23 protein-coding genes are annotated in these 26553 nt (G+C 44.7%); 17 read left to right on the top strand and 6 right to left on the bottom strand.

The window, feature by feature from the left end; translation table 11 throughout:
* Positions 1 to 47: 47 nt before the first annotated feature.
* Positions 48 to 1670 carry an MDR family MFS transporter gene (locus MHI37_RS20515; protein WP_076338123.1) on the top strand — a complete coding sequence of 541 codons (1623 nt, stop codon included), beginning with the start codon at positions 48 to 50 and terminating at the stop codon, positions 1668 to 1670.
* 71 nt (positions 1671 to 1741) lie between these two features.
* Here MHI37_RS20515 and MHI37_RS20510 read toward each other — a convergent pair whose 3' ends face one another.
* On the bottom strand, positions 1742 to 2206 hold the full coding sequence (locus MHI37_RS20510) for a MarR family transcriptional regulator (protein WP_076338122.1): 465 nt from the start codon (positions 2204 to 2206) through the stop codon (positions 1742 to 1744).
* 105 nt (positions 2207 to 2311) lie between these two features.
* On the opposite strand from MHI37_RS20510, the gene MHI37_RS20505 reads away from it, so the two are divergent.
* The 4 genes from MHI37_RS20505 (at position 2312) to MHI37_RS20490 (ending at position 4365) form a co-directional block, all read left to right on the top strand.
* Positions 2312 to 2728, top strand: a complete 417-nt coding sequence (locus MHI37_RS20505; protein ID WP_076338121.1) for a MarR family transcriptional regulator — start codon at positions 2312 to 2314, stop codon at positions 2726 to 2728.
* Between the two features lie 34 nt (positions 2729 to 2762).
* Positions 2763 to 3509 carry a GTP pyrophosphokinase family protein gene (locus MHI37_RS20500; RefSeq protein ID WP_076338120.1) on the top strand — a complete coding sequence of 249 codons (747 nt, stop codon included), beginning with the start codon at positions 2763 to 2765 and terminating at the stop codon, positions 3507 to 3509.
* A 92-nt stretch (positions 3510 to 3601) separates the two neighbouring features.
* Complete coding sequence (locus MHI37_RS20495) at positions 3602 to 4081, top strand: hypothetical protein (protein WP_076338119.1); 480 nt, start codon at positions 3602 to 3604, stop codon at positions 4079 to 4081.
* A 104-nt stretch (positions 4082 to 4185) separates the two neighbouring features.
* The gene (locus tag MHI37_RS20490) at positions 4186 to 4365 is read left to right on the top strand and encodes a hypothetical protein (protein WP_076338118.1); all 180 of its coding nucleotides are present in this window, start codon (positions 4186 to 4188) and stop codon (positions 4363 to 4365) included.
* A 49-nt stretch (positions 4366 to 4414) separates the two neighbouring features.
* Here the strand turns inward: MHI37_RS20490 and MHI37_RS20485 are convergent, their stop codons facing one another.
* Complete coding sequence (locus MHI37_RS20485; RefSeq protein WP_076338117.1) at positions 4415 to 5992, bottom strand: helix-turn-helix domain-containing protein; 1578 nt, start codon at positions 5990 to 5992, stop codon at positions 4415 to 4417.
* A 243-nt stretch (positions 5993 to 6235) separates the two neighbouring features.
* Here MHI37_RS20485 and MHI37_RS20480 point away from each other — a divergent pair, with 243 nt between their 5' ends.
* From MHI37_RS20480 to MHI37_RS20465, 4 genes are all read left to right on the top strand, one after another.
* Positions 6236 to 7228, top strand: a complete 993-nt coding sequence (locus MHI37_RS20480) for an iron-siderophore ABC transporter substrate-binding protein (protein ID WP_076338116.1) — start codon at positions 6236 to 6238, stop codon at positions 7226 to 7228.
* Between the two features lie 74 nt (positions 7229 to 7302).
* A complete protein-coding gene (locus MHI37_RS20475; RefSeq protein WP_256710603.1) occupies positions 7303 to 8286 on the top strand; it encodes an iron ABC transporter permease in 984 nt (327 codons plus the stop codon).
* 1 nt (position 8287) lies between these two features.
* A complete protein-coding gene (locus tag MHI37_RS20470; RefSeq protein ID WP_256710602.1) occupies positions 8288 to 9292 on the top strand; it encodes an iron ABC transporter permease in 1005 nt (334 codons plus the stop codon).
* Positions 9293 to 9327: 35 nt separating this feature from the next.
* Positions 9328 to 9915: a nitroreductase gene (locus tag MHI37_RS20465; RefSeq protein ID WP_256710601.1), complete on the top strand. Its 588-nt coding sequence runs from the start codon at positions 9328 to 9330 to the stop codon at positions 9913 to 9915.
* Between the two features lie 706 nt (positions 9916 to 10621).
* On the opposite strand, the gene MHI37_RS20460 is transcribed toward MHI37_RS20465, so the two are convergent.
* The gene (locus tag MHI37_RS20460; RefSeq protein WP_076338114.1) at positions 10622 to 11704 is read right to left on the bottom strand and encodes a Gfo/Idh/MocA family oxidoreductase; all 1083 of its coding nucleotides are present in this window, start codon (positions 11702 to 11704) and stop codon (positions 10622 to 10624) included.
* Positions 11705 to 11958: 254 nt separating this feature from the next.
* Between MHI37_RS20460 and MHI37_RS20455 the strand changes: the two genes are divergently transcribed.
* The gene (locus MHI37_RS20455) at positions 11959 to 13674 is read left to right on the top strand and encodes an ABC transporter ATP-binding protein (RefSeq protein WP_076338156.1); all 1716 of its coding nucleotides are present in this window, start codon (positions 11959 to 11961) and stop codon (positions 13672 to 13674) included.
* A gap of 6 nt (positions 13675 to 13680) precedes the next feature.
* On the opposite strand, the gene MHI37_RS20450 is transcribed toward MHI37_RS20455, so the two are convergent.
* The 3 genes from MHI37_RS20450 to MHI37_RS20440 form a co-directional block, all read right to left on the bottom strand.
* Positions 13681 to 15297 (bottom strand): AraC family transcriptional regulator, encoded by a 1617-nt coding sequence (locus MHI37_RS20450; RefSeq protein ID WP_076338113.1) that lies wholly within the window; start codon positions 15295 to 15297, stop codon positions 13681 to 13683.
* A gap of 120 nt (positions 15298 to 15417) precedes the next feature.
* Positions 15418 to 16416 carry an ABC transporter substrate-binding protein gene (locus MHI37_RS20445; RefSeq protein WP_076338112.1) on the bottom strand — a complete coding sequence of 333 codons (999 nt, stop codon included), beginning with the start codon at positions 16414 to 16416 and terminating at the stop codon, positions 15418 to 15420.
* 140 nt (positions 16417 to 16556) lie between these two features.
* The gene (locus tag MHI37_RS20440; RefSeq protein WP_076338111.1) at positions 16557 to 17393 is read right to left on the bottom strand and encodes an AraC family transcriptional regulator; all 837 of its coding nucleotides are present in this window, start codon (positions 17391 to 17393) and stop codon (positions 16557 to 16559) included.
* Positions 17394 to 17610: 217 nt separating this feature from the next.
* Here MHI37_RS20440 and MHI37_RS20435 point away from each other — a divergent pair, with 217 nt between their 5' ends.
* The 7 genes from MHI37_RS20435 to MHI37_RS20405 all read left to right on the top strand — a co-directional run bounded on the left by MHI37_RS20435 (position 17611) and on the right by MHI37_RS20405 (position 26516).
* Positions 17611 to 18612: a Gfo/Idh/MocA family oxidoreductase gene (locus MHI37_RS20435; protein ID WP_076338110.1), complete on the top strand. Its 1002-nt coding sequence runs from the start codon at positions 17611 to 17613 to the stop codon at positions 18610 to 18612.
* A gap of 29 nt (positions 18613 to 18641) precedes the next feature.
* Positions 18642 to 19580 (top strand): aldo/keto reductase, encoded by a 939-nt coding sequence (locus MHI37_RS20430; RefSeq protein WP_076338109.1) that lies wholly within the window; start codon positions 18642 to 18644, stop codon positions 19578 to 19580.
* Positions 19581 to 19817: 237 nt separating this feature from the next.
* A complete protein-coding gene (locus MHI37_RS20425) occupies positions 19818 to 20627 on the top strand; it encodes a phytanoyl-CoA dioxygenase family protein (RefSeq protein WP_076338108.1) in 810 nt (269 codons plus the stop codon).
* A gap of 12 nt (positions 20628 to 20639) precedes the next feature.
* A complete protein-coding gene (locus tag MHI37_RS20420) occupies positions 20640 to 21494 on the top strand; it encodes a sugar phosphate isomerase/epimerase (protein WP_256710600.1) in 855 nt (284 codons plus the stop codon).
* 800 nt (positions 21495 to 22294) lie between these two features.
* Positions 22295 to 24070 (top strand): sensor histidine kinase, encoded by a 1776-nt coding sequence (locus tag MHI37_RS20415; RefSeq protein WP_076338107.1) that lies wholly within the window; start codon positions 22295 to 22297, stop codon positions 24068 to 24070.
* Positions 24067 to 25122: a response regulator gene (locus MHI37_RS20410; RefSeq protein ID WP_076338106.1), complete on the top strand. Its 1056-nt coding sequence runs from the start codon at positions 24067 to 24069 to the stop codon at positions 25120 to 25122. The genes MHI37_RS20415 and MHI37_RS20410 overlap by 4 nt, the downstream gene beginning before the upstream one ends.
* A gap of 101 nt (positions 25123 to 25223) precedes the next feature.
* Positions 25224 to 26516 (top strand): extracellular solute-binding protein, encoded by a 1293-nt coding sequence (locus MHI37_RS20405; protein ID WP_076338105.1) that lies wholly within the window; start codon positions 25224 to 25226, stop codon positions 26514 to 26516.
* Positions 26517 to 26553 lie beyond the last annotated feature (37 nt).

The following is a 26553-nucleotide window of genomic DNA, read 5'->3' as shown; positions in this document are numbered from 1 at the left end:
TCGCCAATTGGTAATAATAATTTAAAATGTTTGGGAGTGCAGAGCTTATGGAGAATTTAACACAAAAGAAGAAAGTTACTATTATGGTTGCTCTGATGGCAGCTATGTTCTTCGCAGCTATCAATCAGACAATCGTAAGCACGGCAATGCCGCGCATTATTGCTATGCTCGGAGGTATCGAATATTATACTTGGGTCATTACCATTTATATGCTTACCTCCACGATTGCTACTGTTCTCGTAGGAAAGCTGTCGGATATATATGGACGTAAGCCGTTTTTGCTATTTGGAATTATAATATTTAGTATCGGTGCCTTTCTTTGCGGGACATCGACCTCTATTTTTCAGCTTATTACTTACCGAGGCATTCAAGGTATTGGGGGCGGTATTCTAATGTCCGCTACCGTTACAGCTGTAGGCGATTTGTTCGCTCCGAGGGAAAGGGCTAAATGGACGGGTATTATGATGGCAATATTCGGTTTCTCAAGCGTAATTGGACCAACATTAGGCGGATTCATGGTCGATCATATTGCTTGGAAGTGGATTTTCTGGATTTTCCTTCCTTTAGGTGTTGTAGCATTCATTATGATCTCAATGATGTTTCCGAAAACCGCTCGTAAAACGACAGAATCGATTGATTATGCAGGCTCCTTGCTTCTTTCGCTGGGACTTATCGCATTATTGCTGGGCTTCTCGTGGGCAGGTACAAAATATGCTTGGGACTCTGGGCAAACCATCGGTTTGTTCGGAGCAGCGGTCGTGCTGCTTGTCGTATTCATTCTTGTTGAACGTACCGCAAAAAGTCCAGTTCTGCCTTTGTCGATGTTTAAGAACAGCATCGTTACGGTTTCAAATTCAATCGGCTTCCTAATGAATGCAGGTATGATGGGGGCAATGATGTATCTGCCGTTTTTCGTACAGGGTGTATTAGGTATCTCACCAACCGCTTCTGGATTTGTTAATATGCCGATGTCGATTGCAATGATCTTCTTAAGTGCATTATCTGGACGCTGGATTTCGAAATCAGGCAAATACAAACGGTATGCGCTTATAGGTATGCCATTTATGGTCATTGGCATGCTCATGATGGCCTTTATGACCAATGTTGGTGTCGCTGTTGCGGCAATGATCGTTTTTGGTATCGGACTTGGTATTTCAATGCCAGTTTTTACATTAACTGTACAAAATGCAGTTGCTCCTACAGAGCTTGGGGTTGCAACGGCAACAGCTACATTGTTCCGTAATCTTGGCGGTACGATTGGTATCGCAGTTATGGGTACAGTAATGAACTCTACCTTATCAAGCAAGCTGAAGGACGCCGTGCAATCAGGCAAGGGTCCAGATTTATCGACAGTTGATCCAGAAACAGCAACGCAATTGTCCAGCTTTCTAAATCCACAAATGCTGCTTGACCAACCGAAGCTGGAGCAGCTGCATGAGACGCTGCCGGCAGATGTTCAGCCGTTGTTTACGCACATTATTGAGCTCGTGCGCTCTGTATTGAGCGATTCTTTAACGGTAGTATTCCTGTTCGGGATGGCGCTCCTAGTCATTGCTTCTGTTCTCGTACTATTCTTGAAAGAAATTCCGCTTCGTACATCGAATGATATGAAAGCTAAGCAAGGCGAAGAGCCGGCAGACCTATTAAAAAAAGAGCCAGCTCTTAGTTAGTAAATAAGAACGGCTCATAGAAAAGGGATTCCGCCTGCTGCAGTTGCTGCGCTCAGTGGAATCCCCTTTCTTCATTGATAGTCATTTTTTTGAGCGGCATCGAGATAGATGAAAACCTCGTTTAACAGTTCTATCAGCTGATCACTTTGCTCCTTGCCCAAGTGGTCGATTAATCCCTTGAAGATCGTACGATGTCTCTCAAGAGCTTTTTGGGCGATGAGATCGCCTTTTTCGGTTAAAGACACTTCTGTTATTCTGCGGTCGTTCTGGTCGGTAGTTCGAATCATATACCCGGAAGCAATTAAACTATTGAGCATTTGAGTCACAGTAGGTGAAGTGACCTGCAGCATTTTGCTAATATCGGATACGTTTGTACCGGTAATTCCTTTGTCAATGTTTTGCTGAACACATACGAGCATTCTAACTTCACTGGGCTTTAGCCCGTCCCACATCGACTTTTTGCGCCAGTCTGCTTTGGCAAACTGCTGGAACACTGCTGCAAGAGCGGCAACATTTTCATACTTATCTACGCTCATTTGATTCACCTCGGTGAATTTATTTTATAATTAATTAGGTTACCAACGTAATTATAGTAATTTCTACGCAAAGAAGTCAATAAAGAAAGAGAAATGAGGTGCGGCATGAAAGAATATGACGAATGGCAGGAATTATTTCCTCTTCTCAAGAGTGTTTACAAAAAAATGAAAATAGAATGGCATAAAGGCACTGACTGCAGCTTTTCTATGAATCAAACGAGAATGATATTATACTTGAATAATCAAAGTCCGATGATGTCTACAGAGCTGGCTGAATTGCTCTTCATTACAGCTGGCGGTGTAACGCTTATGGCGGACAAGTTGATTGATAGAGGTTTAATAAGTAGAATTAGAGGTGAAGCTGATAGGCGCGTCGTTTATCTTGCCATTACAGATGAAGGCAAAAAATATATTGATGCTTTCATCAAAAATGACGCGGCGATTATTCGGTATATGAACGAGCGGATCTCTACAGAGGATCTAATGCAATTGAGAAGAATATTTACTTTGCTAAATGATTAGTTAGCAGCAGCATTTGGAAGGGGAACAAGAACTAATGGCTATGGATCAAATGCAGAAAATGAAGGAAATGAAGCAGCAAATTACACGATTTTTAATGATGTACAAATTTGCGATTCAAGAATTAGAGACAAAGATTGACATTTTGAAAGAGGAATTTCATTTATTGCATGATTACAATCCGATCGAGCATACAAGCTCACGTTTGAAGTCTCCTAAGAGCATCCTAGAGAAGCTGCATCGGAAACAAATTGAGCTTAGCATTTCCAGCATTCGCAACAATATTAAGGATATAGCGGGGATTAGAATAACCTGCGCCTTTATATCGGATATTTATCGCATTAAAGAAATGCTTTGCAATCAGAGTGACTTGAACGTAATTGAGATCAAGGATTACATCAAGCATCCCAAGCCTAATGGCTATCAAAGTCTTCATTTGCTCATTGAGGTGCCCGTATTTATATCGGATCGCCGTGAAAATGTATGCGTGGAAATTCAAATTCGAACGATTGCGATGGACTTTTGGGCCAGCCTTGAACACAAAATATTTTATAAATATCAGAAGACGATACCTCCTCAGTTGATTGCTGAGCTGAAGGAGGCGGCGGACTCCGCGTCTGCGCTGGATCAGAAGATGGAACGTCTTCATAATGAAATTGCTGCGATCAAAGTAGAAAATGAATATGATATTGCAGATGAAATGATCCAGCTCGTTATGAACAATCAGCGCGTTTCCATTCCAACGATGCTTATGGATTTGTTCGATGATGATCAGATGAAATAGTAGTCGTGAACCTTCATTTAGCGTCATAAAGTGAAAGTAGTGCAATCATTGCTACTGAGCAAAATGCGCTCGTGAAGGGTGGTCCTGCGGCGATGGTCATTGCTAGCTTTCAAGCATTTATTGAAGTATTTGGCTTATCGATTTCGATGAGCCTGGTGGGCGGATTAATCGGACATTTTGTGAAAAATGGGATTATCGAGCTGCCGAAGCTCGTTATAGAATATGATGAAGAGGATTTAACGCTTTCCTCGAACTGGTTGATGAAGTGGATGCAGCGCTTGTATTATTTTGTGATTTTTGTAATTGGATTTAGGGATCATCGCAATGCAAAAAAGAAGATCTTTTTTGATCTTGGTTTTTTAGGTGATTTATTGATTGCGATTGGGACGGGGATACTCGCGAAGACAGCACTCTCCATGGCGAATACAACGGACAATTTTGCAGTAGTAAGCAGCTCCTTGCTTGCAGGTTATGCGGGCTTATCCTATTTGAAGAGCAAACAAAATAAAGAGTTCGCAGATTTGTTTCCTGAGGAAATGGATGATCCAAATCCGCGAACGCCTTCAAAATAACATGCAAGTTTGCTTTAGTTTTGCGTATAATGACCGTAGAACATAAACGGAGACTTACGATAGCAGCTATTTATCCGAAATGAATGCTAAGGAGGATCGAGCTTGTGGGGAAAAAAACGGTCAAAGTGACTACTGAAGAAATGCAGGAGCTTAAGATGTTAGCTGAGATTGTCAAAAACCCTCGTCTTCCAATGTCTGATCGTCGTATAGCCAAGACACAGTACGAATCCATCATTAATTATGCAAAGAACAGCAAACGCGGGTCCATCACATCATCAGTTTAATGCTAAGTCAAGCCTAGTTAAGCCGCTCTCGGCGAGAGCGGCTTTTTTTTTATGACTGACAGCCTTCGATACCGCTTAACGTTTCTATAATTTGTTGTCGGCCCAAGGGTGTCCAGCTCATGGCATACCAATTGGGAATGAAGCGAATTCGATTATGGCGTACAGCCTCATGCTGCATCCAGAAAGGGCTGGAATGAACTCGTGTCATGATGTCAGCACCATTCGCTCCGAAAAATCGATTCTGAATAAACAAAAAATCCGACTGCATGGAGAAGGATGACAGCTGATCCGGAGAAAGCTCAATCTTGCTTGTAATGGCAGGTGTCATACTTCCTGCGGAAACATCCAGCTCCGTGAACAATAAATCATTCAGCGGGTGCTCAGGACTGCCTACAATTCGAATAGCATCAGGCGTGATCCGTATTAGTGACAGACTGCCGTCGCCCAGCGTGCTGCGGATTTTTCTTCTCGACTGATGTACGGAGGCTTCGAGTTGGTTTATTACATGTTCGGCTTTATTTTCACGGCCGAGTATTTCTGCGAGTTTCCTATAGGTTACTTTCCAATCCAAATCATAATCGAGGCAGATGGTAGGAGCAATATGCTTCAGCCGGTCATACATGTCTAGATGATAACGATCAATAATAATTAAGTGGGGTTTCTTTAAGGCTAAGGTATGAAAATGAATCGCTAAATTGCGCTGATGCTCCTGTTCATTCATTCCTGGGTAGCGAAAGCAATTTACACTGACAACGGGTTCTACGTCCAGTGAGCGAAGGCTGTCGCTGTAGCTATTGCAAGCGACGGTCGCAATGGATAACTGATGTCGTTTAATATATAGTGCGGGCGCGATGCCTACTGTTTCCTTAAATACTTTGCTGAAATAAAACTCATTGTTGAAGCCTACTTTTGCAGCTATCTCTTTAACATTAGCCCTTCCGCCAGTCAGTCGTTTTTTTGCTTCGTCCATCCGTATGCGATTAACGTATTCCAGAGGTGTTTCGCCAATAATTTGTTTGAATTTACGTGAGTAGGATGTGGGAGTGAGCTTGGCGATGGAAGACAAGGTTTGCAAATTTATTTTTTGCTGGATATGAGCATGGATATACTGAATGCTTTCTTGCAAGCTTTCATCCGAAGATTGCGTATGTTCAACTATGCTGAGCTCCTGAACGAGCGTGCCATATACTTGCTGAAACATGGCTTGAATGAATAGATCATCAGCGTCATGGATTCTTTCAAGCGCTGCGCGATGAAGTCGCTCAAGCTGCTCTATTATGTTTTTTTCCTTGTGAAGCGAAATACCGTACTGCAGAAGGAGGGGAGGCAGGTCAGCCTGCGCTGAAAGCTGCCATTGCTGCTGTTTATTTACCGTGACCACATCAAGCAGCAACAGATAATAGTCGACCTCCTCGCTTTCGGATAAGAAGCTTACGGTCATGCCGGGTGTCAGAATGAAAAATTGCAGTGCCTCTATCGAATAAATGGTGTCGTTGATAATAAGGCGCCCTCTGCCCTTGGTGATGAATCCCATAAAATAGGCTGGAATACGTCTATTCAGGCTGGAATATTGGTTTGTCCTTCGATATGAGCGAATGGAAGAAAGAAATAACATCGTCCTTTTCATTGTAGGTGCTCCAGTCAATCAGTTTGTATGTTTATACTAAATGAAAATGATTCTCACTGTCAAATGAAAAGGGAAATAACAGCATCGCAAGACAAGGCTGGGCAATACAGAGATAAAATAATATATGAAAGAGGGTAAAATCATAGATGTACAAAGGTTAGGAAACAAACTATTATTTTAGTGAGAATAGTTCTCAAGAAGTCGGAGGCTTATTGCCGATAAATAAACGCAGGGGGTTTTTGTATGTTAAGGTTAATTTCACAAAAAACAGCAATGCTGATGCTCATCGTATTGCTGATTGGTGTAATCGCGGGATGCGGTTCAAACGGGGCGGAGCCAAAGACTTCTAATTTGGCTTCTGAGGCGCCTGCAGCAACAAATGCGGTAACTGAGGAAACACAATGGCAGACGATTAAACATGCAAGCGGGGAAACGGAGATTCCTGTTCATCCTCTTAAGGTTGTAGTACTTGATAATGGTGCTCTTGATAATCTGTTAGCTTTAGGCGTTAAGCCAGTAGGCGCTCCCTCAATTATTGCAGTAGAGGACGGTTTTGCAAAGTATTTAACGAATACAGATGGTATCGTTAATATTGGTACAGTAGAGCAGCCAAGCTTGGAAACCATTGCTTCGTTGAAGCCAGATTTAATTATTGGAATTAAGGATACACAGGAAGCCGTGTATAAACAGCTTGAGCAAATAGCACCTACCGTATTCACAGAGGTTGGCGGTGCGGATTGGGAAAATAATTTGAGCTTCCATGCAAAGGTTGTCGGAAAAGAGGAAGAAGGCAAGAAGCTGATCGAGCAGCTTGATCTTCGGATCGCGGATTTGAACGAGGAGCTGGGGGACCGTATCCAATCAACTGAAGTATCGCTGCTTCGTCCAAGAAAGGATCGAGTGTCCATTTATTTAAAGCCGTCGTTCACAGGCGGTGTTGCAGAGCGTATCGGAGTTAAGCGTCCAGCAGCACAGGATCTGGATGATGATTTTAATTATAATGTGACGGATGAGCAAATCGCCGAGTTGGACGGTGATGTTATTATTTTGTTCGGTCGTGAAAGTGAGCAGCAATATTTTAATGATAAGATCAAGGGCAATCCGCTTTGGAATACGTTAGAGGGCGTTAAGCAAAATCGAGTATATACGGCAAGTTGGGAAGTATGGCTGAGCGGACACGGCATACAGGCTGTCAATAAGATGCTTGATGATCTTTCTGCATTTTTAGCTAACTAAATGCTAAGCAGGGAAATGGAGCGGAATCTTCTTCGTTTTCCTGCTTCATTGTTATAGGTACGGGAGGTTTGGCTTTGAAAATAAGGCTTTTGGGTTTGTTGATCGGATGTATGGTAGTTGCTGCATGCTTTGCCGTCAGCATTTCCATAGGGAAAACGACAATTCCGCTGCGCATAGTGATAGAGGCTTTTATATCCTTTGATGGTTCAAGAGAGCATCTCATAATTCGTTCTGTTAGGCTGCCTCGGGCAATGATTGCGGTACTAGTAGGCTGTTCACTATCCGTGGCTGGCAGTGTCATGCAGGCGATCAGCCGCAATATGCTTGCTGGGCCGGAAATTCTTGCAAGCAACAATGGGGCCGCGATGCTGCTTGTCATTTGGCTGTTTCTATTTGGCTACACCTCTTCGATTACACAATTATGGGTTGCTCTAATTGGTGCAGGTGCAGCCAGCATGATCGTTTTTCTACTGGGCTCGCTAGGTCGCGGTGGACTGAGTTCCGTGAAGCTTATTTTGGCAGGCGCTACGATAAATCTGCTGTTGTCAGCCTTGGTTCAGGGCGTTCTTATATTCAGTGAACAATCCTTGGACGAAATGCGTTTTTGGCTCGCAGGTTCGTTAACAGGCGGCAGTTTGGAAATGCTATCTCATGTATGGCCCTATATGGGATTGGGGCTGGCTGGAGCGATTGTGTTCAGCAGGCAAATTAATTTACTTAGTCTGGGCGAGGAGATTGCTCAAGGATTAGGCCTAAGAACAAGCTGGATCAAGCTAGGAGCGCTGGCCATCATCATGTGTTTATCCGGAGCTTCCGTAGCTCTTGCTGGACCTATCGGTTTTATTGGTTTAGCGATTCCGCATTTAGCAAGATTTTTGGTAGGCATGGATTATCGATGGATTATTCCCTACTCGGCTTTACTAGGGGCAGCGATATTATTGCTTGCGGATATTGGCGCGAGATTTATTTATCCTCCGCAGGAGTTAGCCGCTGGTGTTGTTACTGCTTTATTGGGAGCTCCTTTCCTCATTTATTTGGCACAAAGGAGGAAGATCTGATTTGACATTACGAACAGCGAATATACGCTTCTTAGCCGTTATTTTCGGATTAGCAGCAGCCAATCTTGCAGTGCTTCTACTGACGATTATGATGGGCGAGTATTCAGTCCCCATAGCAGAAGTGTGGATGGCTTTAATCGGACGGGGCCAAGCGGAGTATAACTTTGTAATTAATGAGCTGCGTTTTCCAAGAGGTCTTGTTGCTTTCTTAGTAGGCTGCGGCTTAGCGCTGTCTGGCGCTATTCTACAAGGGATTACACGTAATTTGCTTGCTGCGCCAGGTGTAATGGGCATTAATGCAGGAGCTGCGCTTATGGCAGTCACGATTATCATTGTACTGCCTGCTGTTCCAATAGGCGTACTGCCCTTTGTAGCTTTTTTTGGCGCACTTGCAGCAGCGGGGCTTACGTATATGCTTGCATGGCGAAGAGGAGTCTCTCCCCTACGGCTGCTGCTGGTTGGTGTGGGAATATCCGCGATGGCCAATGCGTATATCACCTTCCTACTGACCACACGTCAAATAGAAAATGTAAAGCAGGCTTTGTTATGGATGACTGGCAGCGCTTATGGGCGCAGCTGGGAGCATTTCTGGCCCTTGCTTCCTTGGCTTTTTGTACTATTTCCATGCGCATTGTTTATGTCCCGCAAGCTGGACATATTACAGCTGGGTGATGAACTTGCTATTGGTTTAGGGGCTCGTATAGAGCGAGTTCGAGGCATTTTGCTGTTGATTAGTGTCAGCTTGGCGGGTGCCTCGGTTGCGATGGCAGGCACGATTGGCTTTGTCGGACTCATGGGGCCGCATATCGCAAGGCAGCTTGTAGGAGGGACGAGCCGTATGCTGCTAACGGCATCAGCACTAGTTGGAGGATTAATTGTCATGCTCGCCGATTTAATTGGAAGAACGATTTTTCCGCCTATTGAAATTCCATGTGGGATCATTACCGCTGCAGTAGGAGCACCATATTTGGTCTTTTTGTTGTATCGTAACCGGAACAAGCCATAAGAGGAACGAATTCCCGACGAGAGGGTGACCCCAAATTGAAAATTGAAAAACCAGCAAGCATGGCTGCTCTAATTCAAGAGAGGCGCAGCGTCAGATTGTTTAAGCCAAAACCAGTATCGATTGGGCAGCTTACTGCATTGCTCGATGTTGCGGTATGGGCACCGAATCATAACTTGAGAGAGCCTTGGCGTTTTATCGCTTATCATGGGGCTGGTCGCGAGTTGTTTGCCAATGCAATGATCGATACGTATACGAAGGAAGAGAAGGAGAAATACGAAGAGCAGAGACGGAAGGAATATAGGAATACTCCGATAATTTTGATCGTTGCATTAACAGAAGATCCTAGACAGAAGCAGTGGGATGAGAATTTCGCTGCGGTATGCTGTCTCATTCAAAACTTCCAGCTGGCAGCATGGGAGCAGGGAATCGGCATGGTGTGGAAATCGAATCCATACATGTACAATCCAAGCTTTCGCAAAGCGGTTGGTGTACAATCAGGTGAAAAAATCGTAGCCGTGCTTCATATCGGCTATCCGCGTATTATTCCGCCAGCCGCACCCCGGACAGCGGCGGTGGAGCTTCTGTCCGTTATAGATGGCAGGCCGCAAGGGCAGACCTTCTGATAGGGGAATTATCCATATATCCAAAAAATGGGAATTAAACAGGGCTGGCACCGCCAAAGGACGGCGACAGCCCTGCTTCACCTTGAGTTCAGCTTATCTAGATGGAATTTCTCCCTCTATTTTAAGGGATTTTAGCTTGTTTTGGCATTTAGATGGAATTCCTCCCTCTAATTCCAAGGAATCAGCCGAATTCATGAGAAATAGTAAAATTAACGGGAGAAATTCCATCTATTTTATCTGCCAAGCGAAAAACGCTATTTTAGCGGGAGAAATTCCATCTAAATTCAAGGCATGTATACATGTGAAGGTAAAACGAAGCGAGTAGCCTATTCCTTGCGATCGCGGTTGCAGCCAGATGCTTTGATTTCCTTAGACCTTTTCCAATCTATTGCACAAAGTACACTTTACGCGGGTTGACCTTAATTTTCAGCAGATTTGATTGTACAAAGTGCACTGCAGAAGCAACACGGTCTGCTCATCAGTATCTAGAACCTCATCAGCATGTCATACAACGCAAGGACTCGAATCCGGTTTTCACTCGATGTACAGAAAAAAGGCTGACTTAAAAGGATAATATCTCTATCCCTTTAAGACAGCCTCGTTTTTTAATAGATAAGAATTGATAAGTTTTTAATTTATATAGGCTGATCTATCACTGCGAAACGGGCTTTGCCCTTGAAAGGACGGCGACAGCCGTTTCACCTTTTTATGGCAATTCAATCGTTACTTCTCGCTTGCTTGCTGCGGAACGGAGAACACCGTCAATAATAGCTTGATTGTACAATATTTCAGCTCCAGGAATAGGCGCAGGACGATTATCAGTAATCGCAGCTACAAAATCTCTTACCTTCTCATCAAACAAATTTAAACCGTGCTCAATAACGGGAATGTTGGATTGGGTGTGCTGATTAACGACGTCATGATAAAGAGTCATACTGCCCACGCTGCCATCCCATACTCCGCTCCAAGGTCCGATTCCTGCTGGCGTAACTTTGAGACCGCCATCTGTACCAAGAAACATCGTTGCCCCTAGCGAATCCATATGCATTGCCCAGCTAATTTTGTAATTGAGTACGATATCGCCTTCCAAACGAATCATCGCTACGCCAAAATCCTCAACGTCAAAATTGGACGCTTCTTTATGATAAAGAGGATTGGTTCCAAAATGGTTCGAGGTATATGCCGATACGGTGAGCGGCTTAGGGTAGCCCAGCGCATTAAGCGCCATATCAAGGGAATAGCAGCCGATATCAGCCATCGCGCCTGCACCCGCAAGCTCCTTGCGAATAAAGGTGCCGCCTGGCATGCCGCGCCGTCTGCCGCCGCCCGTTTCGACAAAATAAACTTTGCCGAGCTTACCCGATTGCACGATTTCTTGAATCAACGACATATTCGGGTCGTACCTTGGCTGAAAGCCTACGGTGAGCATTTTTCCGCTGCGCTCCGCAGCTTCAACCATATCAATGGACTGTTGAAGCGTCACGGACATTGGCTTCTCAACGAGCACATGCTTGCCGGCATTTAGCGCGTTTACAGAGGTTTCGTGATGGGCGAAGTTGGGAGTGCAAATGCTGACGCCGTCTAAGTCCAGCTCCAGCAGCTTTCTATGATCCTCAAACGCGAGAGCATTGGGAAGCTCCTCCTGCTCTATAAAAGCTTGTGCTCTTCCCGGCAAGCTGTCGGCTACGGCAACGATTTCCACTTGATAAGGCATTTTCTTATAGGCAGAAGCATGAGCTCTTGCAATGCCGCCGCTTCCGATAATTCCGATTCGAATTGTTTTAGTCATCTTGTTCCCTCTTTTCACTGTGTTGCTTTTACTTTAGCATAGCTCTGCGGCGCATGATATTGCGAGAAAAGGACATGGAAACTACAAAATTATGACATCGATATCATTTTTCAAGAGGGTTTCTTTTTGTACAAAAAAATGCTCACGTTTGTCCATTGCTCTATACCGTAATTTTGCTATACGATAAGGTGGATGTAAATGATAACGATTTTCATTACACTTATATTATTGATGAAAGAGGAAGGAAGTTGGTTATGCTGCGCCGTTTTTTTGCTTATTACAAGCCTTACAAAAAGCTGTTCATTTTGGATTTTTCTTGTGCGATTTTAGCTGCATTGCTGGAGCTGGCATTTCCGCTGGCCGTTAATCGTGTCGTCGATGATTTGCTGCCAAGCGGAAATTGGAAGTGGATTTTATATGCTTGCATTGCTCTGCTGGTTATTTACATATTTAGCTCTGCTTTGCATTATGTGGTTACGTATTGGGGACACAAGCTGGGTATCAATATAGAATCGGATATGCGCAAGCAGCTGTTTGATCGTGTACAGAAGCTAAGCTTCCGATTTTTCGATAATAACAAGACAGGACATCTCGTATCAAGGATGACGAATGATCTGATGGACATTGGCGAAATTGCCCATCACGGACCGGAGGATTTAGTCATTGCCATTATGACACTTGCCGGGGCGTTCGGGATCATGCTGAGCATTAATTGGCAGCTTGCGCTAATGACCTTTGTTATTATTCCGCTTATGATTTATTTATCACTCTATTTCAGCCGTAAAATGTCAGCGGCGTTTAATCGGATGTTTTCCGATATTGCAGATTACAATGCTCGTGTAGAAAATAACGTAAGCGGCATTCGCGTAGTTCAAGCATTTGCTAATGAAAAGCATGAGATGGCTCGTTTTGCTGAAAATAACGGCCGTTTCCGCTTGACCAAGCTGATCGCTTATCGCGTGATGGCATGGAATTCTTCGATTAGTTTTATTTTGATGAGACTGATATCGTTGTTCGTTCTGGTATGCGGCACGTGGTTTGTTATTCAAGGGCAAATGAGCTACGGCGAATTTATTGCATTCGTTATGCTCTCTAACGTATTTTTAAGTCCGATCAAGCAGATTAATTCCGTTATTGAGACGTATCCGAAAGGAATCGCGGGCTTCAAGCGTTATCTGGAGTTGCTGGAAACAGCGCCTGATATCGACGATGCGCCAGATGCAGTAACGATGAGCAATCTTAAAGGTGATATTCAGTTTACAAATGTTACGTTTGGCTATGAGAATAAAGACAAGGTGCTGCAAGGCTTGAATTTATCGATTCGTGCCGGCGAAACGGTAGCGCTGGTTGGTCCATCAGGTGCGGGTAAAACGACGCTTTGCAGTCTGCTGCCGCGTTTTTACGATGTGGAAGAAGGCTCAATCGCAATAGATAAGATGGATATCCGTCAAATGACGCTTGAATCGCTGCGCTCGAACATTGGGATTGTGCAGCAGGATGTATTCCTCTTTGATGGCAGCATCCGTGAAAATATTGCATATGGAAAGCTTGGGGCTTCGGATGAAGAGGTGATGCGCGCAGCCCGTCAAGCACAGCTCGAGGAGCTGGTGCTATCACAGCCGGAAGGGCTTGATACCCTTATTGGTGAAAGAGGCGTGAAGCTCTCAGGTGGTCAAAAGCAGCGGCTCTCGATTGCTCGTATGTTTCTGAAAAATCCGCCGATACTTATTTTGGACGAAGCGACCTCCGCTCTGGATACTGAAACGGAAGCTGCCATTCAGCTTGCGCTTGCGGAGCTGTCTCGCGGTCGTACGACGCTTGTCATTGCGCATCGGCTAGCAACGATTAGAAATGCTGACCGTATTATAGTTGTTGCAGAGCAGGGGATTGCCGAGCAGGGCAAGCATGAAGAACTGCTTGCTGCTCGGGGTGCTTATAGTCGTCTTCATCAAGCTCAGTTTGGCACATAAGGATACTTAGGAGGATTGGATGAGCAGCTCAGGCAGCATGGAGAGCAGCTTGTCCCGGGAGGAGGCATCCTCGTAGTTCCATTCCTGCTCATCAAGCAGGTAGCTAAACCCATTTTGGACAGCGGGCAGGCTATTCCAAATCGAGCCGCGCATTAATTCCTCCATAGCCTCTCTGGACACAGCGTCCTTAGGCAGCATCATAAACACGCGGTCGCCAGCATATTGATGAATGGTTTTGGCTGTAATTTCTTTATAAGGTCTGCCAGATTTCAAAATGTCCCCTACCTTGCCTGTGGGACGGAAGCCATTAGGATGATAAAGGGTCGATGCTAAACCAATATTGCCCATGACAAATAAACGTTTTCCCCGATGGAAGACGAAGACAGACGCGGTTTCATCTTTACGGATAAGAGCCTGAAGCTGCTGCCACATCAACAATGTATTGCTATGATGAAGAAGAAGCCAATTCTCGGCTTCTTTTTTTTTACCGAACCAATTACCAAGCATAAGCAGCCGCTTATCAAGCGTTCCTCGCGAATTATATGCAAGTGTTGGGGCGATCTGAGATATTTGCGTATAAAGACCCTCGTCTTTATGGTCAAAAATAATCAAGTCAGGCTTAAGATTGGATGCATGCGCTAAGTTATAGGTGGTATCTTTGCCGAGCAGATCTTTGCCGACTAGCGGAATGCCTAACGTCTTAATATCGCCAGTGGATTCTCCATAATAATAAATACGGTTTGGCCGCGCCGGGATACTGATCTCATGATTGTTCCAATCCTTAACGAGAATATTTTGACGCATAGAAATCGCATATTGTCTTGGCGAGTAGCCAGTCATCAGACGAAAGCGGCGACTGAAATAGTACTCATCGGTAAAGCCAACACGCTCTGCAATATCACGGAGTGGATTTTCTGTATGAAGCAGCCATTCCTTCGAACGATTAATTCGCAGCTCAGTCAAATAATCCAGCGGTTTCTTCCCCGTTAACTCCTTGAAGATTGAAGTGAATTGCCAAGCGGGAACATTGGCCATGTGAGCAAGCTGTTTAACGGTAATGTTGTCTTGGAAATTGGTTTGCATATATTGAATCGTTTGTTCAACGGTTTGCGTAGAGCTTGGCATACGATCGACTTGTAAATTATGCTCAAACAGAAATCCAATGAGCTTCTGGAACTGGAGCTGCTGACGATGAGCTTCAATGTCGTTAGGGCTGGTATTTCCAATGTAAAGCTGATTCAGCAAATCGATCCATTGAGCAAGGGGGTAGACACGAAGCTCCTGACGATCAGGAAATAAATCCTTGTCATAATGTAGGGCAGCACCCTCTTGCAGTTGAAACACCTGAAAGGAGATTTGGTAGTATTCCATTTTGCTGTCGTCCGTACTTTCGAATTGATAGACGGTGTTTGGCGGAAGAAGATAGGTACTGTATGATGAGAAATGCGAGCAGCGCTCCTCGGCAAAGAGTGTTCCGCTGCCGCTCTTAAAAATAAGCAGCATATAGTTTACTGTCATTTCTTCGGCTAACACTGCGCCAGCCGAATGCTTGAACAGCTCCATGTTTGAAAAATGAAAGAGCAAGGATCGAAGCGGTAAAGCAGGAAGTGTGGGATCAGACATGGCCAAGCCTCATTTCGCTATTGAGAATTATTATCATTTGAATTCATTATAGTCAAAAAGAAGAAGCTTTTCAACCTTAGTTGAAGAGCTTCTTCTTAATTATCGACATATAGGAAAGTTTTATTTATTCAAAAGTATTTTTGGCAGCTCATCAACAAGCCATTCTCTACTCGTAGCGTCGCTGGATGCCTTCAAGATGTCAATATTGTACACCTGACCCTTCTGAACAGCAGGGAGCTTAAGCCATATTTCGCTCTTCATTAAATCATTGCTTGACTGAACGGCAGCTGGATCAACAGGGTTAAGGATGAAAATACGATCAGCGGCATATTCAGGCAATAGCTCTGCGGAGATTTCAACAAAGCCGATTTCTTGATCAATAATATCTTGAATGATTTTGGTAGGCTTAAATCCGCCTTCCTCATATAAGAACTGTGGTAGACCAGCACCAGCCATAATGAATAGGCGATTGCCCGGGTACATGGTGAAAACAGAAGCAGTTTCGCCCTCAGCTATACCGTTTTCATTCAGATTTTTCCACATGGCGGCTGTATTAGCTGCGTGAGCGGCCAACCAGTCCTCAGCTTCTTGTTTTTTGTTTAACAAGTCGCCAAGTGTACGCATTCTCTCGGAAATGCTAGCGAAGGTGTTGAAGGTTACCGTTGGAGCTACTTTGGATATGGTTTCGTATTGCTGCTCATCTGCATTGCCGAAAATAATAAGATCAGGCTGAAGCGTTAGCGATTTCTCGACACTAAGCGGGAAGCCAACATCCTCCACATCGGCTAGCTGCTGTTCGAGCACAGTTCCAGAAGTCTGACTTTTTATGATCCCAATGGGCTTGACGCCAAGGGCGAGCAAATCTCCCGTTGTTTCACCATGAAAAATAATACGCTGTGGATTAACGGGTACTTCGACGTTATGATTCGTCCAGTCGGTGAAGACGCGGCTAGTTTCTTCGGCCTGTGCGGTAGCAGTTGGTGCAGGTGCTTCTGTTGCAGCAGCGTTGGAACTAACTGCGTTGCTGTTCTTATCTGCGTTGCTGCCGCAGCCTAGCAATAATCCCCCGATTAATGCGAATGTAGCCAAAAGAGCAGCTGGTTTTGTAGCTTGATACATGATGGTTCTCCTCCGATAAATAGTATGATTTAGATAATGAGAATCATTATCAATTTATTCTATCGTAATGGATTTTAAGTCGCGACTCAATGGACAAATTAAAGCAGCTTATTTTGATTTGTCCAAATGAGTCAGATGCCCTATATGCCGTATAGCTTGCGATATACGGTTGGTGTCATGCCCTCATGCTCCATGAATCGTTTGTTGAAATAGCTAACGCTTGGGTACCCTGCATCGCTGGCAATTTGCCCGATATTAACCTCTTTGCGCTCAAGCAGCCATTGCTTGGCCATTTGCAGACGGGTGCGTGTAATAAAATCCATAGGTGTCATCTCCATAACACTGCGAAACAGCTTGCAAAAATAATGGGGGCTGACGCCGGCTTGCTCAGCCCAGTACTCAAGAATGAATGGCTGCGCGGCCTCCTGCTGCAAGAGCGGAAGCAGCTCTAAAATACGGTTGCCGGCATTGCTGGCCTTACTTCCTGATATGGGTACGGCTTGCTCGACAAACACAGCAAGTATGGCGAACGTCAGTGAGGCAAGCTTTGTTGGATGCAGCATACGATAGCTCTCTGCTTCAACAAGCAGCTCTTCATGCACTTGCTCCCAAGCGGCTGGCTGGCGAATCGTCCACAGCTGACTTTTGTGAAAGCCTCTTTCAATCATATAATCCTGAAGCCCCGTGCCATAAAAATGAACCCAACGAATATCCCACGGATCATCCTCGCTGCTATAGTAATGCTGACGCTGCAAGGGGAAATACAGCACAGCTTCTCCTGCTTCAAGCGTATGGACGACGCCGTCCCATTCTACATACCCTTTGCCGGACACAACAAAATGAATGTTGAAGTTATTTAATGAATCTGCAAGCCGCAAGGTGTGATGATCGGGCTGATCCCAGTAATTTCCGACCGATTCGGGGAAAATAAAGAACGGATTTTGCGGCAATGTGAGCAGATGGCTTTGTCGCTGCATTTCATTCACCTCGATGACAATATTGTTTTAACGTATGACAAAATAATATCATTTTATTTTCAAGTCATCTACCTTAAACTATAAATAGAAACGTTAATTCCTATGTTATCTACTTGCATGAGCATATGTGATCAGCAGGGATGAAGTGCGTTTGAGATAGCTCTATCTTTTTTCTTATCACAATATAATAATAAAAACAGGTTGGAGTGACGATGTTATGACGAAGTCAAAGCTGAAATGGGGCATTATGGGCTGTGCAGGAATTGCCAAACGGGCAATGATCCCCGGCCTTCATCTTTCTGAATTGAACGAGGTGGCGGCGATTGCAAGCCGCAATGTTGACAATGCGAAGAAGACAGCAGAAGAGCTCGATATTCCAGTCGCTTATGGCAGCTATGAAGAGCTGCTGGCGGATTCTTCTATTGATGTCGTATACATTCCGCTTCCAAACCATCTGCATAGGGAATGGGCGATTCGGGCAGCTGAGGCAGGCAAGCATATTTTATGCGAGAAGCCTCTGGCTTTGACGGCGAGCGAGGCGGCTGAGATGGAGGAGGCTGCTGCGAAAGCAGGCGTTCTGTTATCCGAAGCGTTTATGTATCGCTATCATCCTAGATATGACTTGATTAAGAAGTTGATTGATTCAGGAGAAATAGGTGAGGTTCGCGGCATTCGCAGCGCATTCACATTCAATAATGCTGGGCATAAAGAAAATGTTAGATACCGCAAGGAGTGGGGCGGCGGCTCGATTTATGATGTCGGCTGCTATCCGATTAACGCGGCTAGGTTGCTTCTTGGCAAAGAGCCGGAAGCGGTGACTGTACAGGCATTGTTTTCGCCGGAGCATGATCATGTTGATATGATGGCATCTGGATTGGTGGAGTTCGAGGGAGCTGTGTCGCTTACCTTTGATTGTGGGATGTGGGCAGCGTTCCGCAATCCGCTTGAGGTGCTGGGCACCGAGGGTGTGATTGAGGTTCCATCCGCATTTGTGACTAACGAGCTTGGAAGCGGCAATTTCTTCGTAAGCAATAAGGGAGAACGCCGCGAAATTGAAGTGCCGCATGTGAATGCGTATACAGCACAGGCCGATCATTTGGCGCGTGCCATACAAGGCGAAACGCCTCTGCAGTTCGGAGGAGCTGATGCGGTGAAAAATATGAAGGTAGTCGATGCTTGTCTGCAGTCTGCTCATGAACGTACGAGAATTGTGCTATAACAAAAAGATCATTTGAGGAGGATACTACAATGGAATATATTCAAATTCAAGGTTCACCAAAGCCGGTTTCGCGTTTAATGAAAGGCTCGGATTATTTCTTTCATCATAGCTTTGAAAAAGCGGCTGCTAATCTCGATGCATTCTTAGCGATCGGCGGCAATTCAATTGATACGGCACATATTTATTGCGGCGGGCAGAGCGAGGAGGTCATCGGCCGCTACATGCAGGAGCGAGGCAATCGTGAGCAAATCGTTATTTTAACGAAAGGTGCACATCATGATCAAAACGGACCGCGAGTGAGCAAGGAAGCGATTCAAGCAGATCTCGAGGTTAGTCTTGCACGCTTGCAAACCGATTATATCGATCTGTATGCGCTGCACCGGGATGATCCAGCTGTTCCAGCAGGAGAGGTTATCGAGATTTTGAATGAGCATGTGCGGGCGGGCAGCGTTAGAGCGATTGGCGTATCGAACTGGACTTGGCAGCGGATCAAGGAAGCGAATGAGTATGCTGAAGCTAATGGGCTTGTAGGCTTCTCTTTCAATAGTCCGAACCTTAGTCTTGCTAAAGCAAATGAGCCGTTCTGGGCGGGCTGTGTTTCTGCTGATGAAGAGACTTGTGCATGGCATGAGGATCAGCAATTCCCACTCCTTTCCTGGTCCTCGCAGGCGAGAGGGTTCTTCACGGGCAGATTCTCCCCTGAGGTTCGCGACAATGCCGATTTAGTGAGAGTGTTTTATAGCGATGACAACTGGGAAAGGCTGGAGCGCGCGAAGCAGCTTGCAGAGAAGAAAAACGTTAGTGCTATCCAAATCGCACTAGCCTACGTGCTTAATCAGCCGTTTCCAACCTGTGCATTAATTGGAGCACAATCGGCGGAGGAGCTTCACTCCTGCGATGCGGGCTCGCTTATTCAGTTAACTAAGGAAGAAATGGATTGGCTCGATCTTGCTGTGCAAAAGGTTTAATTCATTTATTACTAGCGATATTAATATGGGGCTGTCCACAAGTAGCTAAAGCTGCTTGTAGGATAGCCCTATTTTTGCTGTTAGCAATCCTATCCAAAGTAAGGTTGAGCAGCAATTAGGCATACATTATAGCAGAATACCGATAGTTTTCAGCAGTAATCATTCTTTCTAAGACATAGTGAAAATCGTATGATGATGTCAAGAAGAACGAATAACTCTGCAAAGGAGCAGCCTGCTATGACGAATCCAATAAAAGTATTAAGCGAAGAGCAAATGAATCATTTTCGTACAGAAGGCTATTTAATTGTAAAAGGATTATTTTCTGAGGAGGATGTCCGCATCATTGAAGATAAGTTTGAGGAAATCAGTCATCAGGTGATTCCTGGCCTGTTCGAGCCGGTGCTTGATGGAAGCACAGATGATCCTCTAAAGCGATATCCACGTGTGATGCATCCACATCGATTTGACGAGACGGCTAAACAATATTTGCTCCATAAACCCGTAATGGAGGTGTTAGCCGATTTATATGGTGAAGAGGCGCTGGCAGCCCAAAGCATGTTTTATTACAAGCCGCCGGGCTCGCGAGGCCAAGCCTTGCATCAGGACAATTTTTATTTGCAGGTAGAGCCAGGCAACTGTATCGCAGCATGGACGGCAATCGATGCCGCAAATGAAGAAAATGGCGGTTTGTTAGTCGTTCCAAAAACGAGCGAGTTCGAGCTTAGCTGTCCAGAGCTGGCTGATTCCAATGAATCCTTCACGACGCATTATGTAAAACCGCCGAAGGATCAGAAGGCTAAGCCAGTCATTATGGATAAGGGAGATGTGCTGTTTTTTAACGGGAATCTCATTCACGGCTCCTATAGGAACAAAACGAAGGATCAATTCCGCCGTGCCTTCATTTGTCACTATGCGAATATGTCGGCTACTCATATTAATATGCATTACCGCCCGCTGTTCAAGCAGGATGGAACGATCGTTGATTTGGAAGCTAATTCAGCTGGAGGCCCTTGCGGAATTGATTTCGAGATGGCTTATCCGCATTAAAGGATGGGCGATATGAACAGTAAGCTACAGGTTGAAATGTCTTGGTGGGGAATGAACGGCTTGCAGGGAACGGCTGGGCACGCTGAGGAAACAAGTGAGAAGATTAGGCTCATTGCAGAGAACGGCTTCGATGGCATCAACGCTTTTGTGCCTGCACCAGAGGAGCGCGGGCTATGGAAGGAATTGCTTGAGCAATACGGCTTGTCCTTTAGCGTTAATGCGTATCCGGCCTCTCTAACGGAAATGTCTGACTTTTTGGAGGAAGCTGCGGCGTTTGGCAAGGTTAGCTATATTAATGCGCAGGTGATGAGGCCGTTTCTTACTGGTGAATCCGCAATTGAGCTGCTCTCTGGCATAGACGCGCTTTCACGGGAAGCGGGCATTCCGGTCTATATAGAGACACATCGCGGGACGATTACACAGGACTTGATCCGGATGCAGCAATTTTTGCAGTCGCTGCCAGAGCTTAGGCTTACGATCGATTATTCCCATTATGTCGTTGCAGGCGAGCTGCATACCATATCTCCTGAGGCAGAGCAGCTGCTGCAAGCTTTGCTCCCGAACGCTTCCAGTATTCATACACGCATATCAAATGGGGAGCAGATTCAGATTGATGCGGGGCCTGAGGGCAATCATCCGATGCTGCCTCATTTTGCGGGATGGTGGGAAAGCGCGATGAGACATTGGCGAATGGCATCCAAGGCAGAGAATAGAAATTTCCCCGTGGTCATAGAGCTTGGACCAGCCCCTTATGCAATAACTGTCGATGAGGCTGCTTCCAGACAAGTAGAGATTAGTAACCGCTGGAGTCAGTCGCTTTATTTGAAGGGGCTCGTACAGCAGCTATGGGAAAAATCAAGCTTTTAGAAAAAAATCGGCCTAGACATTGAACAAATGTCTAGGCCGATTTTTTTCTATATAATTTCTATATAGGTTGAACTAAAGTTTTAGAAACCTATGGTAAGGAAATAAAGACCTACATGTCGAATAAGAAAGCAAATAATTCGAATAAGCAGATATGAACGTTATCAAGCGTTATATTTATATCTTAAGGGAGAAGCAGTCTAGGACACCGCCAATATCTTTGGTTCAACTGATATAGTTGGGTTAGTTCGTTTAGGGAATAGCGCTATGGGACGAGGCTACGCTGCAGTTTGTGCAACGTAATTGACGTTACTTGCTTGACTCGATACGTACATTGCAGTTTGTGCAATAGAATGCCTATTCTAGGGCGATATTCGTTGGTTTGGAGCTCATTCTCCTGCAAAACTACAATGTAGCCAGCAGAAACCGCTCTCATGTGAGGTTTCTGTTGTAATAAGTGCAGTCTAAGCTGCTTCTCCTTAAACGATACAAGTTGAACCGAGGTGAAATGGCTGTCGCCGTCCTTTGGCGGTGCTGCGCGTTTTATTCCGGAGAAACGAAGTGTTCGCCTTTGCAGGTGGTTTAAAATAGTCCAATAAAAACGTTTAATATTATCCAATAATACCTATACATGGTCAGGATATAATGATTAAAGCGTTTACAAAAAAATATGATTGCAGTAAGGAATCGAATGGAAACCGCAGCATAGCGACTAACGCCAGCTTTATTAGGGGCGTTAGTTTTTTTGCGCCCGACTCGGTTATGCTATAAGTAGAAAGAGAAAAGGGAGGTGCACAGCAGCTATGTTGGCCAAGCTTATACGTAAACTGATCGATCCTTTTCGGCGTAGCATTCGCAATAAATTGATTTTTACGATGATTATATTATCCGTCATGCCGATCGTCGCAGTAACGTTGCTTGCAGCTGAGAATAATCGCAAATCGATGGAGGCGGAAGTGATCGGTACCAACCTCTCCAATATGAAATGGACAGGCGTTTATTTGGAAGATCAATTCACTCTATTAAACAATTTGATTTACACCGTGTTAATCAGCCCGCATATCAATGATTACCTGCTCAGTGTAGAAGGATCGACCATCTATAATCAATTCGCGGCGCAAAAAAATGTTTTGGACACGCTTAGTAATTTATTTTATTCCGCAGGCAATCAGGTTATCGGTGCAGAGCTTTATTTAAGCGAGCCGAACAAATTATTTACGATAAGTTCTTCGCAATATGATCTCGAAACTCCGCAAAGAGTACCAGCACCCTATGATAAGCTATTTGAGCAGCAGAAGGATTTTGTTATCCAGTCCAACGTGGAAAATGGACAATTCCAGCTTATTCGCAGCATTAATCGGTTTGAAAACCGGGAGAAGCTCGGCGGCATTTCCTTGAATATTCAGTGGTCGATGCTTGATCAAACGCTTGATTTAATTGGCAGAGGCGAGGAGCATAAAGTATTGATCGCTGGTGAAGACGGAAGCATTATGTACCAGCCCTTTGGGGAAGAGCCCTCTCAGGAAATAATGTCGCGAGTGCAGCAGATGGAGGATGGACAAGGCTATTTCAAAACACCAATGGAATATGTCTTCTATAATACGATCGATCCAGTGGGCTTAAAGCTGGTGACCATAATACCGACAAGTTTTATTAACAAAAGCGCACAGTCTACGATGCATTTTGGACTTATTGTCGGAGCCATATCTATTATATTGTCCATCTTGATCGCTATTTGGCTGGCATGGCGTACAGCGACGCCGATCGTAACACTAGCAAGATCGATGCAAGGGCTTGGCATTATCAAAGATACAGAGCTGGTGCAAACCAATCGTGTAGACGAGATAGGCCTGCTTGAATCGAAGCTGTATAACATGTCCTATCGCATAAGGGAGCATATTAAAACGGAATACAGTATGAATCTGGAGAAGAAGACAGCAGAGCTAAAGGCGCTTCAAGCGCAAATTAATCCGCATTTTTTGCAAAATACACTTCAAATGATAGGCAGCATGCTGTTTACGAAAAAACCGATCGAGAGCTATGAAATTATTCGCTCGCTTAGTGATATGTTTCGATATATCATTCGAGATCCGAATGATCTTGCAACCTTAAAGGCGGAGATGGATCATCTCAACAATTATTTGCTCATTCAGAAGCAGCGGTTTTCTTCTAAGCTGATCTACACCATTAGCGTGGATGATTATGCAATGAACAGTCCCATTCCGAAGCTGACGCTGCAGCCAATAGTTGAAAACTCTTTTATCCACGGTTTAGAAAACAAATCAGGCGAGTGGCAAGTCCATTTAGCAGTAGCTTGTGTGCAAAATACGATTCGTATTCAAATCAGAGATAACGGTGCAGGAATAAGTGCATCCAAGCTTAGTGAATTGCAGAGACGTTTGAACAATCAAAATGGTCAATTATGGACGCATGGCAATCGAATCGGTATCCAAAACGTAGCTTCTCGCATCCAGATGCATTTTGGCTTGGCATTCGGTGTTTCCATTGAAAGCGAGCTAGGAGCAGGAACGACAGTAACGGTAACCATTCCGATGGAATCAGGAGGCGGCTCAGTATGATTAATGTATTAATTGTGGATGATGAAAGCTGGACAAGAGATATTATAAGAGCGTTTGGTGAATGGCAGGAGCTTGGGATGCACATTATAGGAGAAGCAGAGGACGGGAAGGAGGCGCTTAGACTAACCGAGGAATTACAGCCGCAAATTGTTATTACGGATATGCGGATGCCTGGGCTCGATGGGGTACAGCTGCTGCAGCAGCTGAATGAACGGCATAGTCAAATCCTGACGATTGTCATTAGCGGCTATGATGACTTTGAGTATGCCAAGCATGCGCTTCGCAATAAAGCGATTGATTATTTGCTTAAGCCAGTTGACCCGAAGGAGCTGAACGCAGCTCTACTAAATTGCAAAAAAATACTGGAGACAGCCCTTATTGAGCGCAGTCCATTATCTTTGGATCTCTCTTATGCGTTGTCTACCTATAAGCAGTTGCTTAAGTCTCACTATAATGACCTCAACCTAGAAGGTGTAACCACTACGTTAGGTCATATGATGAGGGAGCTTGAGACTAAGGAAGCAATTAATTCCGCGATGAGAGAACAGGTTGTGCAGGAGCTGCTTCTGCTGCTGAAGGAGCTTATGAACGCGAACTCACAGGATAGTGAAAGTCTGTCCGCGCTATATGCCCAAGAAGCAGTGGAATCGAGCTCGAATACAAAGCAATTTCTCACTCAGCAATATGTCTATGTATTAGAGCAGCTAATTCAGCGACGGAAGTTTAAAAATAAGCTGAACTTGGATGAGGTTAGACACTTTATGGAGGAGCATTACACGGAATCGGTCACGTTAGAGCAGCTTGCAAGAGCCTTTTTCGTAAGCAAGGAATATTTGAGTAAGATGTTCAAGCAGGAATTTGGCCGTAATGTAACGGACTATCTGCTGCATTTGCGTATGGTGAAAGCGAAGGAGTGGCTGCTCGATGAGAGCATCCCGATCAAAACGATTGCGGAAATGGCAGGGTATGAGGATTTAACTTATTTTTACCGCGTATTCAAAAAACATTTTGGCATCGCTCCGGGTGAGATGAGAAAAAATAGCGAGGTTTAAAATTATCCATAAAAAGAGTCTAATTCTGTCCAATAAAACGCTTTCAAATTTTAGATACAATGAAAGCGTAAACAAAACAAGCTTCTGGGGGGTCAAATGAAATGAAAAAAATGATTAAAGGTCTACTGATCACGGTACTTGCAACAACCTTGCTGGCTGGCTGCGGAAATAACGCAAACAACTCGGGCGATGCAGAAGGAGCACCAAACGTCGGAGAGGCGAAAAGCGTCAAGCTCAAAATGTTTATCGCTCAGCCAAGGTTTAAGGAGCACTACGATAAATATGTGAATGATTTTATTGCCAAAGAGAAAGCAGAAAAAAATATCGATGTTTCGATTCAGCTAGAGATGCCGACAGCAGACAACGCAGCGCAAATTTTAAAAACGAGATTGGCTTCAAACGATGCGCCGGATATTTTCGCACTGCATGCGATAAACGAAATTCCATCCTACTATAAGGCGGGATACCTGGAAGATTTATCGGATCAGCCGTTTGTTGGCAAGCTTTTGGATAGCGTAAAACCATCCGTCACAACGACAGACGGTAAAGTAGTTGCCGTTCCTTTGGAAACCTTATCGTGGGGATACCTCTACAACAAAAAGATGTTTTCGGATCTCGAACTCACACCGCCGACAACGTTGACTGAAATGAAAGCGGTTGTCGAGAAGCTGAAAGCGAACAATATCTCGCCATTTGTACTGTCGTACAAAGAATCATGGATACCGCAGCTTGTCCTGCCGCTTGCTGCAGGCGCAATAATCAATACGGAAAACGCTGATTTTATTGACCGCATGAATAAGGATGAAGGCTCTTTTACAGAAATGAAAGCGATGTTCGATATCTTTGATCTAATTAATGCAAACGGTACTGATAAAGCTACTGAGGTCGGTGGCGATGACGGTGCGGCAGCGTTCGCTACGGGCAAAGGAGCGATGTGGCTGCAAGGCCCATGGTATGCGGAAACGATTCTCAAATCAAATCCAGATCTTGATTTTGGAGTAGCGGCATTGCCTATCAATGACAATCCAGAAGCGACATTAATTAATCTAAGTGCTTCAACATCTTTGGCTGTATCGAAGAGCACCAAAAACAAAGAGGTTGCACTCGATTTTATCAATTATGTACTGGATGACACCGCTTCAAATGACTTTTTCCAAGCACTCAAGTTTAATCCAATCTCGGCGGTTCACACGTATGACAGCTATCCATGGGTAAATGATGCAATGGTCTATGTAAAAGAAGGGAAATCTTATCAAGATCCTGCTATTCCACAATCCGTGAAGGATGAGGTTGGCAAAGGATTACAAGCGTATTATGCGGGTCAATTAACGCAGGACGATGTAATCAAAGCGCTTGACAAAGCTTGGAAGTCGTACAACAAAGTAAATAAATAATGACCTTTGGCTTGGGATGAAGTGGAGAAGAACATCC

The sequence above is a fragment of the Paenibacillus sp. FSL H8-0548 genome (assembly GCF_038630985.1).
GTDB lineage: Bacteria > Bacillota > Bacilli > Paenibacillales > Paenibacillaceae > Pristimantibacillus.
This window is presented reverse-complemented; position numbering and strand designations above follow the sequence as displayed.

Coding starts and splice junctions, on each gene's coding strand:
- MHI37_RS20510 (WP_076338122.1), bottom strand. CDS start 2,206: ATGAGCGTAGATAAGTATGAAAATGTTGCCGCTCTTGCAGCAGTGTTC.
- MHI37_RS20425 (WP_076338108.1), top strand. CDS start 19,818: ATGACGAATCCAATAAAAGTATTAAGCGAAGAGCAAATGAATCATTTT.
- MHI37_RS20505 (WP_076338121.1), top strand. CDS start 2,312: ATGAAAGAATATGACGAATGGCAGGAATTATTTCCTCTTCTCAAGAGT.
- MHI37_RS20485 (WP_076338117.1), bottom strand. CDS start 5,992: ATGAAAAGGACGATGTTATTTCTTTCTTCCATTCGCTCATATCGAAGG.
- MHI37_RS20445 (WP_076338112.1), bottom strand. CDS start 16,416: ATGTATCAAGCTACAAAACCAGCTGCTCTTTTGGCTACATTCGCATTA.
- MHI37_RS20495 (WP_076338119.1), top strand. CDS start 3,602: ATGGTCATTGCTAGCTTTCAAGCATTTATTGAAGTATTTGGCTTATCG.
- MHI37_RS20455 (WP_076338156.1), top strand. CDS start 11,959: ATGCTGCGCCGTTTTTTTGCTTATTACAAGCCTTACAAAAAGCTGTTC.
- MHI37_RS20450 (WP_076338113.1), bottom strand. CDS start 15,297: ATGTCTGATCCCACACTTCCTGCTTTACCGCTTCGATCCTTGCTCTTT.
- MHI37_RS20430 (WP_076338109.1), top strand. CDS start 18,642: ATGGAATATATTCAAATTCAAGGTTCACCAAAGCCGGTTTCGCGTTTA.
- MHI37_RS20415 (WP_076338107.1), top strand. CDS start 22,295: ATGTTGGCCAAGCTTATACGTAAACTGATCGATCCTTTTCGGCGTAGC.
- MHI37_RS20405 (WP_076338105.1), top strand. CDS start 25,224: ATGAAAAAAATGATTAAAGGTCTACTGATCACGGTACTTGCAACAACC.
- MHI37_RS20500 (WP_076338120.1), top strand. CDS start 2,763: ATGGCTATGGATCAAATGCAGAAAATGAAGGAAATGAAGCAGCAAATT.
- MHI37_RS20435 (WP_076338110.1), top strand. CDS start 17,611: ATGACGAAGTCAAAGCTGAAATGGGGCATTATGGGCTGTGCAGGAATT.
- MHI37_RS20480 (WP_076338116.1), top strand. CDS start 6,236: ATGTTAAGGTTAATTTCACAAAAAACAGCAATGCTGATGCTCATCGTA.
- MHI37_RS20440 (WP_076338111.1), bottom strand. CDS start 17,393: ATGCAGCGACAAAGCCATCTGCTCACATTGCCGCAAAATCCGTTCTTT.
- MHI37_RS20410 (WP_076338106.1), top strand. CDS start 24,067: ATGATTAATGTATTAATTGTGGATGATGAAAGCTGGACAAGAGATATT.
- MHI37_RS20460 (WP_076338114.1), bottom strand. CDS start 11,704: ATGACTAAAACAATTCGAATCGGAATTATCGGAAGCGGCGGCATTGCA.
- MHI37_RS20420 (WP_256710600.1), top strand. CDS start 20,640: ATGAACAGTAAGCTACAGGTTGAAATGTCTTGGTGGGGAATGAACGGC.
- MHI37_RS20515 (WP_076338123.1), top strand. CDS start 48: ATGGAGAATTTAACACAAAAGAAGAAAGTTACTATTATGGTTGCTCTG.